Source organism: Candidatus Rickettsia colombianensi (genome assembly GCF_003664375.1).
Classification (GTDB): domain Bacteria; phylum Pseudomonadota; class Alphaproteobacteria; order Rickettsiales; family Rickettsiaceae; genus Rickettsia; species Rickettsia tamurae.
The window spans coordinates 1-7,069 of the sequence record NZ_RAQN01000008.1; the positions used below are offsets into that span (position 1 = coordinate 1).

The following is a 7,069-nucleotide window of genomic DNA, read 5'->3' on the forward strand; positions in this document are numbered from 1 at the left end:
TTATCGTGCTAATGTTGCTAAAAATAGAGCTAATAAAGAACATGCAAAACTTCAGGTAGCTAATGAGTGGGTAGCAGCTGGTGACAAAATTAAAAATGCTGAAAGCTTTGCTCCAGATAAGCATTTAAAAGGTATGATGCAGCATCATGAATTAGAGGCGGTGTATAGCTACAAGGATGCAGAAAACAAGCTACTAGGGTACGTAGTACGTTTCGTCAGCAAAGAAGACGGCAAGAAGCAGACGTTGTTTGTAACATATTGTTATAACGCAGCGAAGAAGCAAGAATATAGTTGGCGTCTAAAAGGATTTACTGACAAAGGCGATAAGTCTATCTTCGAAATCGAGAAAGCTGTTTGCAGCAGCAAGCCTATACTCATAGTAGAGGGCGAGAAGGCAGCCGTATCCGCAGCTAAAATATTACCTGACTATGACGTAGTATCGTGGACAATGGCATTCGGTTAAGCAAATTTACGTCTACTATGAGATGTAACCCACCTATTAATAGATTTACGCGATATTTTAGGATAGTGTCTATTTAACCTTACCTTTTGCCGTACTTTAGCTATAGAACTTATAATTTTTTGTAATGTATTATTAGTTAAAATACACCCTGTCATCACTAGATTTTCTAACTGCCTCGTTACGATTAGTAAACAGTTTTTAAAATTGATTTTTATCATTGAGATAGGATCAAAAGTATTGGTTATGTATTTATTATCTTCACTTTTGTTAGATGGAATTAATTTTTCTGCTTCAAACTCAAAAAACCTAGATAAATTGATTAATAATATATGAGCGTATAAAGCGTATAATTCTTGTTTAATACCTCTAGCTGATTTTGCATGAAAATCTTCTATTTCTATAAACCTCTTTGAGATTTTATAAAGTTCTTTTATACTCCATCTAGAGTGATAAATTTCATAAAAACATTCTTTGGGAAAAATATACTTATCTGTTAGAGTTGTAGCATATATATAAGTTGTATCATTTATTTTATGTTTAATTAAGCGTACCTTTAGCGGTCTAAATTTTAAATTATAACCATCCTTCTTTAGATCATGCATAACAGTTGTAGATGGCATATAATCTATAGTACTATCTTCTTGATCTGTTTCTATAAAATTCATAATCTCATTATTGGTATTATTTCTAATACCAAAAGGTATTCTAAAAATAACATGACAATTTTGTTCTATGATTTTATAAAGCATTAAGTAACTAAAATATCCCCTATCCAGTACTACAATATCTTTACTACCTAACTGTTGAATGTGTTCTAGAGCAGATAATCTTTCATTCAAATGTGCTTGCAAACTAAAGTCATATACCACCTTTTCTTGTATGTTATAAAGACAACTCATTAAACCTGGTGGATAGTAATTACCTTGATCTGCTGAACACACTATAAATCCTTCATTAATTAATTCTCTTGGTAAACTTACCCTTGATCCATCTATTGTAAATATTCTATAACCCTTTCAATTTGGTAAATCTTGAATCTTGTGCCAAAGAACCAATAAATTTTGATTCAATTCTATAAAAACATCTTCTGGTAATTTTTGTCTTGCCTCACATAATGAAGATGCAGCTACTGTTTTAGTTTAGGGTAATATAATATTTTTATCTAAACATGACTCCCAAAATTGAATAAGACTACTATACCATACCCTTGTTTATTATAACTTTGTACTAGTTTAAATAAAAATGTTACTAATATTTGTGTATTTAATACTCGTTTTCTTGTTTGCCACTTAGAATCAAATTTATCACTTACTTTTTTAAATATTTCGTTGACTTCAGACCAAAAAATTAATGATTTTGCTACCTCCATCTCAATATTCCTCTCTTTGTTATTACAATGAAAGTCATTATATCATATTTTTTATCTTAACCGAATGCCATTGATGTAGTTGTACTAAGATTTACGTCTACAAGACCTGTAGTTAAAACCGTTGCTCCTGCAGCGTTAGAGCTAGTGAATAATGTTCCGCATAAATGATGCCGTTGCTAAAAATTTTCTTAATATTTTTGATTCTTTCATTAATACTAACCCCAATACATTAATTATTTTTAATAAATATTAGTAATTAGTTAAAAAATATTAATATATTTTTTATTATGTATTTAGAATTAAGTTAAAGGAATTGCTAAATGAAAGTTGGAAAGAAGAAAGATAAACTAAGCTGTTTTGTCTTTTATTGTAGGCATGGATTTTACTACCTCGGATAAGACGCTTTGAGTAGCTGCATTACTGTGTCACCCCGTGGCTTGACCACAGGGTCCATAAAAACAATAAAAAATACTAATAATTTCAGTATTTTTAACTGGATCCCGTGGTCAAGCCACGGGATGACAGAGGTGAAATTGATCCACGCAACAATAAATTCAGCCCAATTTAGTGACAGGTGTAAGAAAGAAAGCCTATAATAATAGGCAAGTTCAAATCAATTGACTATAGGAATTAAGCAAGAAAAATCGCATTTTAATTGAAAAGTCAAAAAGAATTACCTTACTATAGCTTGCATTAATTTAATATATGATATTTTGACTATTAACAAATCTCTATTTATTTATCGGTGTTTCTACCAAAGCATGCTTAAGTACTTGATCAATATTTGACACAGATATAATTTCTAGGCTTTCTTTTATATTCGGCGGTATATCTTTTAAGTCTTTAACATTCTCCTCAGGAATCAACACGGTTTTAATACCTCCCCTACTTGCAGCAAGTAACTTCTCTTTAAGACCACCGATAGGTAAAACATTTCCTCTTAAAGTAATTTCGCCTGTCATTGCCACGGTGCGGTGTACGGGTATTTTAGTCATCAACGAAACAATAGTCGTAAACAAAGCACAGCCGGCAGACGGTCCATCTTTTGGAATAGCTCCGGCCGGTATGTGAATATGAATATCAAAATCTTTATAATTGTCATATTTTAATCCAAAATTTGTTGCTCTGCTTCTAAAACAACTATAGGCAGCCATTGCCGATTCTTTCATAACATCACCGAGTTTTCCGGTGGTCTTTATTTTACCTTTCCCTGGAAATGCTAAAGCTTCTATAGTTAAAAGCTCCCCGTCTACTTCGGTGTAAGCAAGTCCCGTAGTACTTCCTATTTGATCTTCTTTCTCGGCAAGCCCGAAATTATATTTCTTAGCCCCTAAAAATTCTTCAAGATTATTACTATCTATGGCAATATGCTTAACACTTTTATCTGCTAAAATTTGCTTTAATGCCTTTCTAGTTAATGCCCCTATTTCACGTTCTAAGGCTCTTACGCCTGATTCCTTAGTATAATATCTAATTAAATCCAAAATTGCCATCTCGGATATAGTAATTTCATCTTTCTTAATTTTATGCATTCTAAATTGTTTCGGCACTAAATAATTTGTGGCGATTTGGAGCTTTTCTTCCTCTACATAACCGGAAATATATATTTTTTCCATTCTATCACTTAAAGCTCTAGGTAAATCATGAGAGTTAGCAGTAGCAATAAATATTACATTTGATAGATCATATTCTACTTCTAAATAATGATCAACAAAGTGACTATTCTGCTCAGGGTCTAATACCTCAAGTAAAGCGGATGCCGGATCACCTCTAAAATCAGAACTCATTTTATCGATTTCATCAAGTAGCATTACAGGATTACTAGTCTTAACTTTCTTAAGTTGACCTAAAATTTTACCGGGCATTGATCCAAGGTAAGTTTTTCTATGCCCTCTGATTTCTGCTTCGTCTCTAACACCGCCGAGAGCAAATTTAGTGTATTTTCTACCCATTCCTTCGGCAATAGATTTTACAAGTGAAGTTTTACCAACCCCTGGCGGACCGATTAAACATAATATAGCTCCTCTAATTTTACTTGAACGCTGTAATACCGCTAAATATTCTATAATTCGTTCTTTAACTTTTTCGAGTCCAAAATGATCACGATCTAAAATTTTCTCGGCTTGGTTAATATCTATTTTACTATTATCATGCTTACCCCAAGGCAAACTTAGTAAAGTCTCAAGATAATTACGCGTCACTCCCGACTCTGCCGACATTTGATTCATACTACGGAGTTTTTTAAGCTCTGATTCTGCTTTCTCTTTAGCTTCTTTAGATAATTTTAAACTTTTAATTTTTTTCTCGATATCGGCAAGTTCTGATTTATCTTCATCAAGCTCCTTTTGAATAGCTTTCATTTGTTCGTGCAGATAATAATCACGCTGCGTTTTTTCGATTTGCTTTCTTATTCTTTGCTGCAATGCCTGCTCGGTTTCTGAATTTATTGTATTGGAAATAAGCGTACTAATAACCGTAGTGATACGCTTAAAAGGACTAGTTTCTTCTAATAAATGCTGCTTTACCTCAAGTGAAGTTATCAGATGTGAAGCTAATATATTTATAATATTTATGAAATTAGTGCTATTACTTATTTCTTTATTGATAGTTTCAATAATTTCCGCATTAACTTTCTTATCATTAATCGCATATTTACTAAATAGTTGTACTGCATTATCCACTAATGAACGCATGTTATTAACGTCAAATATTTCTTCATCCGGAATAATTTCGTAATTTGCTTCAAAAGCTTCTTCGCCTTTGATATTGCTTAGCTTTACTCTTGCTACTGCTTCTATTAAGATTTTTGCCGTATTATTAGGCAGCTTCACTATTTGGATAATCTTAGCAAGTATAGCTGTGTTATAAAGTTCATGTTTACTAGGGTTTTCTTGATCAAATTTTTTCTGTAAAGTTACTAAAATATATTTACTATTATCTTCCTCAGAAATGGTAGTATGAGAGAGTGCTTGCAGCGATTTTTTCCTACCCACAAAAATAGGAGCAATTACTCCTGGGAATACTACCATATCTCTCAGTGCCATTAACGGAAGGGATTTTTTATTCATCAATTAAAACCTTTTAAAATTGCTAATTATTAACTATATAATATAGTATCAACCTGATTTCAAGCTACCATTATTAATTATATTTATGAATTTATTACTACAACCTCCTCAAAATGTAGCAGCCGCACATAATAGAATAAAACAATATCTACATTTAACTCCGATCGTTCACTCTGAAAGCTTAAATGAGATGCTCGGTCATGAGATTTTTTTTAAGGTTGAATCATTACAAAAAACCGGTGCATTTAAAGTTAGAGGAGTGTTAAATCATTTATTAGAATTAAAAGAGCAAGGAAAATTACCTGATAAAATAGTCGGTTATAGTACGGGTAACCATGGGATTGGTCTTGCTTATGCAAGTAAATTATTCGGTATTAAAACAAGGATTTATTTACCGTTAAACACTTCAAAAGTGAAACAGCAAGCAGCTCTTTATTACGGCGGTGAAGTTATATATATAGATACTCGACAAGAAGCGGAAGAAAAAGCAAAAGAAGATGAAAAGCAAGGATTTTACTATATGCATCCTTCCGATAGTGATTCTACAATAGCAGGAGCAGGCACGTTATGCTATGAAGCATTACAGCAGTTAGGCTTTAGTCCTGATGCTATTTTTGCCTCTTGCGGCGGCGGCGGTTTAATTTCCGGCTCATATCTTGCCAAGGAATTAATATCACCGACAAGCTTGTTAATAGGTTCAGAACCTTTAAATGCCAATGATGCTTATTTATCTGTTAAAGATAATAAAATATATAGATTTAACTATGCTCCGAATACTATTGCGGACGGTCTTAAAACCTTGAACGTATCGGCTCGTACATTTGAATATCTGAAAAAGTTAGATCATTTTTATTTAGCAGAAGAATATGAAATATATTACTGGACGGCGTGGCTTACTCATTTACTTAAAGTTATATGCGAGCCGTCAAGTAGTATAAATATGGTTTCAGTAATAAATTTTTTAAAAACACAATCCAAACCTCAAAAACTACTAGTACTAATCTCAGGCGGTAATATCGACCCTATTCTTTATAACGAGCTATGGAAAGAGGAGTATTTAAGCATCTCACCTAAATCTTTATGTTCTGATGTCATTCCTGCGAGGCATTGTAACAAAGCCTCCTCACAATGATGAAGTTATATTAAAATTTAACCCCTTCTTCTTATTGCTTCTTGATTTTTAGTAGAAGTATTAGGAGTAGTTTGCGGGGGTTTCACATTAGAGCTTCTTAGTTTTATTAAATCTTCAAATATGGTTTTATCAAATGCTATTGGATTGATTTTTCTTAATTCTGCTAAATTAAAATTATTAACTCGTTGCGGTTGAACTATAATAGGCTCACCCGTAACAGGAATTAAATTTTTAAATTCAGGATTAGTTGCTGCTTTATCTTTATTTTCATTTAAAAATTTTGTTAGACCTTCAGCAATTTCAGGATTTGTTAAAGCGTTTGAAAAGATTTTATCATTAATTGTCTTCACTACATATCCATCACTCAGAGTAATATATTTATCTACAACTTTTCCTAATCTTTCTTCCAAATAGTTTCTACCTGTAAATATCTGCTTAAATTTTTCCCATAAAGAAGTGCCTCTATCATTAATATCTTTTAATTCAGTGGCTATTTTAGTACTATTTTCAGTTAGATAAGTAGAATCTAACTTATTTAATTCCCTTATTATTTCAGGATTCTTTATGCCTGATGAGTTAGTAAGTATAATAGTTTGTTCTAATTGCTTACTAATTTTATTATTTTTTTCTAATCTATTACTAATCTGCTGCACCATATTAGTGGCTGCCTTTTGTAATTCCTTAAATTCCGCTTGAGATAATTGATTTACTCTTGGGATAAACTGCTTACTATCTTCATTAAATTTCTGGTTTTTATCTCCTTGAATAATAAATTTTTCATATTTCTCAAGTTTTTCCGGAGTGTTTTTAGGATCTTGTTTTAAGATTTTTATAGCTTTATCTTTTACAGCTTGTGCATATTGCTCTTTAGGTATAGAATTTCCGCTTACGGCTATTAATGCTTCTTTAGTTGCTCTTATAGGATTGGCAAAGATTTCTTCTTCATCTTCTATACCCATAAATGATAATTTATCAAAAGGTCCTCCTTTATTTAGAGGAAGTACAAAACCCTTAAGTGCTGCTTCAGCCCTTGCGAC

At 32.2% G+C, this 7,069-nt stretch carries 6 protein-coding genes and 1 pseudogene; 3 read left to right on the forward strand and 4 right to left on the reverse strand.

Annotation, left to right across the window (positions count from 1 at the left end; all coding sequences use genetic code 11):
* Nucleotides 1-463, forward strand: a pseudogene (locus tag D6968_RS05775) (toprim domain-containing protein); the annotation flags it as partial.
* On the opposite strand, the gene D6968_RS02275 reads toward D6968_RS05775, so the two are convergent.
* Nucleotides 460-1,467, reverse strand: a complete 1,008-nt coding sequence (locus D6968_RS02275) for a transposase (RefSeq protein WP_121542529.1) — start codon at nt 1,465-1,467, stop codon at nt 460-462. The pseudogene D6968_RS05775 and the gene D6968_RS02275 sit on opposite strands and share 4 nt — an antisense overlap.
* Nucleotides 1,468-1,625: 158 nt before the next feature.
* Complete coding sequence (locus tag D6968_RS02280; RefSeq protein ID WP_121543016.1) at nt 1,626-1,832, reverse strand: hypothetical protein; 207 nt, start codon at nt 1,830-1,832, stop codon at nt 1,626-1,628.
* Nucleotides 1,833-2,236: 404 nt separating this feature from the next.
* On the opposite strand from D6968_RS02280, the gene D6968_RS02285 reads away from it, so the two are divergent.
* Nucleotides 2,237-2,428 (forward strand): hypothetical protein, encoded by a 192-nt coding sequence (locus D6968_RS02285; protein ID WP_121543135.1) that lies wholly within the window; start codon nt 2,237-2,239, stop codon nt 2,426-2,428.
* A 135-nt stretch (nt 2,429-2,563) separates the two neighbouring features.
* On the opposite strand, the gene lon is transcribed toward D6968_RS02285, so the two are convergent.
* On the reverse strand, nt 2,564-4,900 hold the full coding sequence (gene lon / locus D6968_RS02290) for an endopeptidase La (protein ID WP_121543137.1): 2,337 nt from the start codon (nt 4,898-4,900) through the stop codon (nt 2,564-2,566).
* Nucleotides 4,901-4,985: 85 nt separating this feature from the next.
* Between lon and D6968_RS02295 the strand changes: the two genes are divergently transcribed.
* A complete protein-coding gene (locus D6968_RS02295) occupies nt 4,986-6,032 on the forward strand; it encodes a serine/threonine dehydratase (RefSeq protein ID WP_121543139.1) in 1,047 nt (348 codons plus the stop codon).
* A gap of 17 nt (nt 6,033-6,049) precedes the next feature.
* Here D6968_RS02295 and D6968_RS02300 read toward each other — a convergent pair.
* Nucleotides 6,050-7,069 (reverse strand): hypothetical protein (locus D6968_RS02300; protein WP_121543141.1); only part of this gene is annotated, 1,020 nt, incomplete at its 5' end.

What these genes read in the sequence shown, in the direction of transcription:
- D6968_RS02280 (WP_121543016.1), bottom strand. Translation starts at nt 1,832, where the DNA reads ATGGAGGTAGCAAAATCATTAATTTTTTGGTCTGAAGTCAACGAAATA.
- lon (WP_121543137.1), bottom strand. Translation starts at nt 4,900, where the DNA reads ATGAATAAAAAATCCCTTCCGTTAATGGCACTGAGAGATATGGTAGTA.
- D6968_RS02295 (WP_121543139.1), top strand. Translation starts at nt 4,986, where the DNA reads ATGAATTTATTACTACAACCTCCTCAAAATGTAGCAGCCGCACATAAT.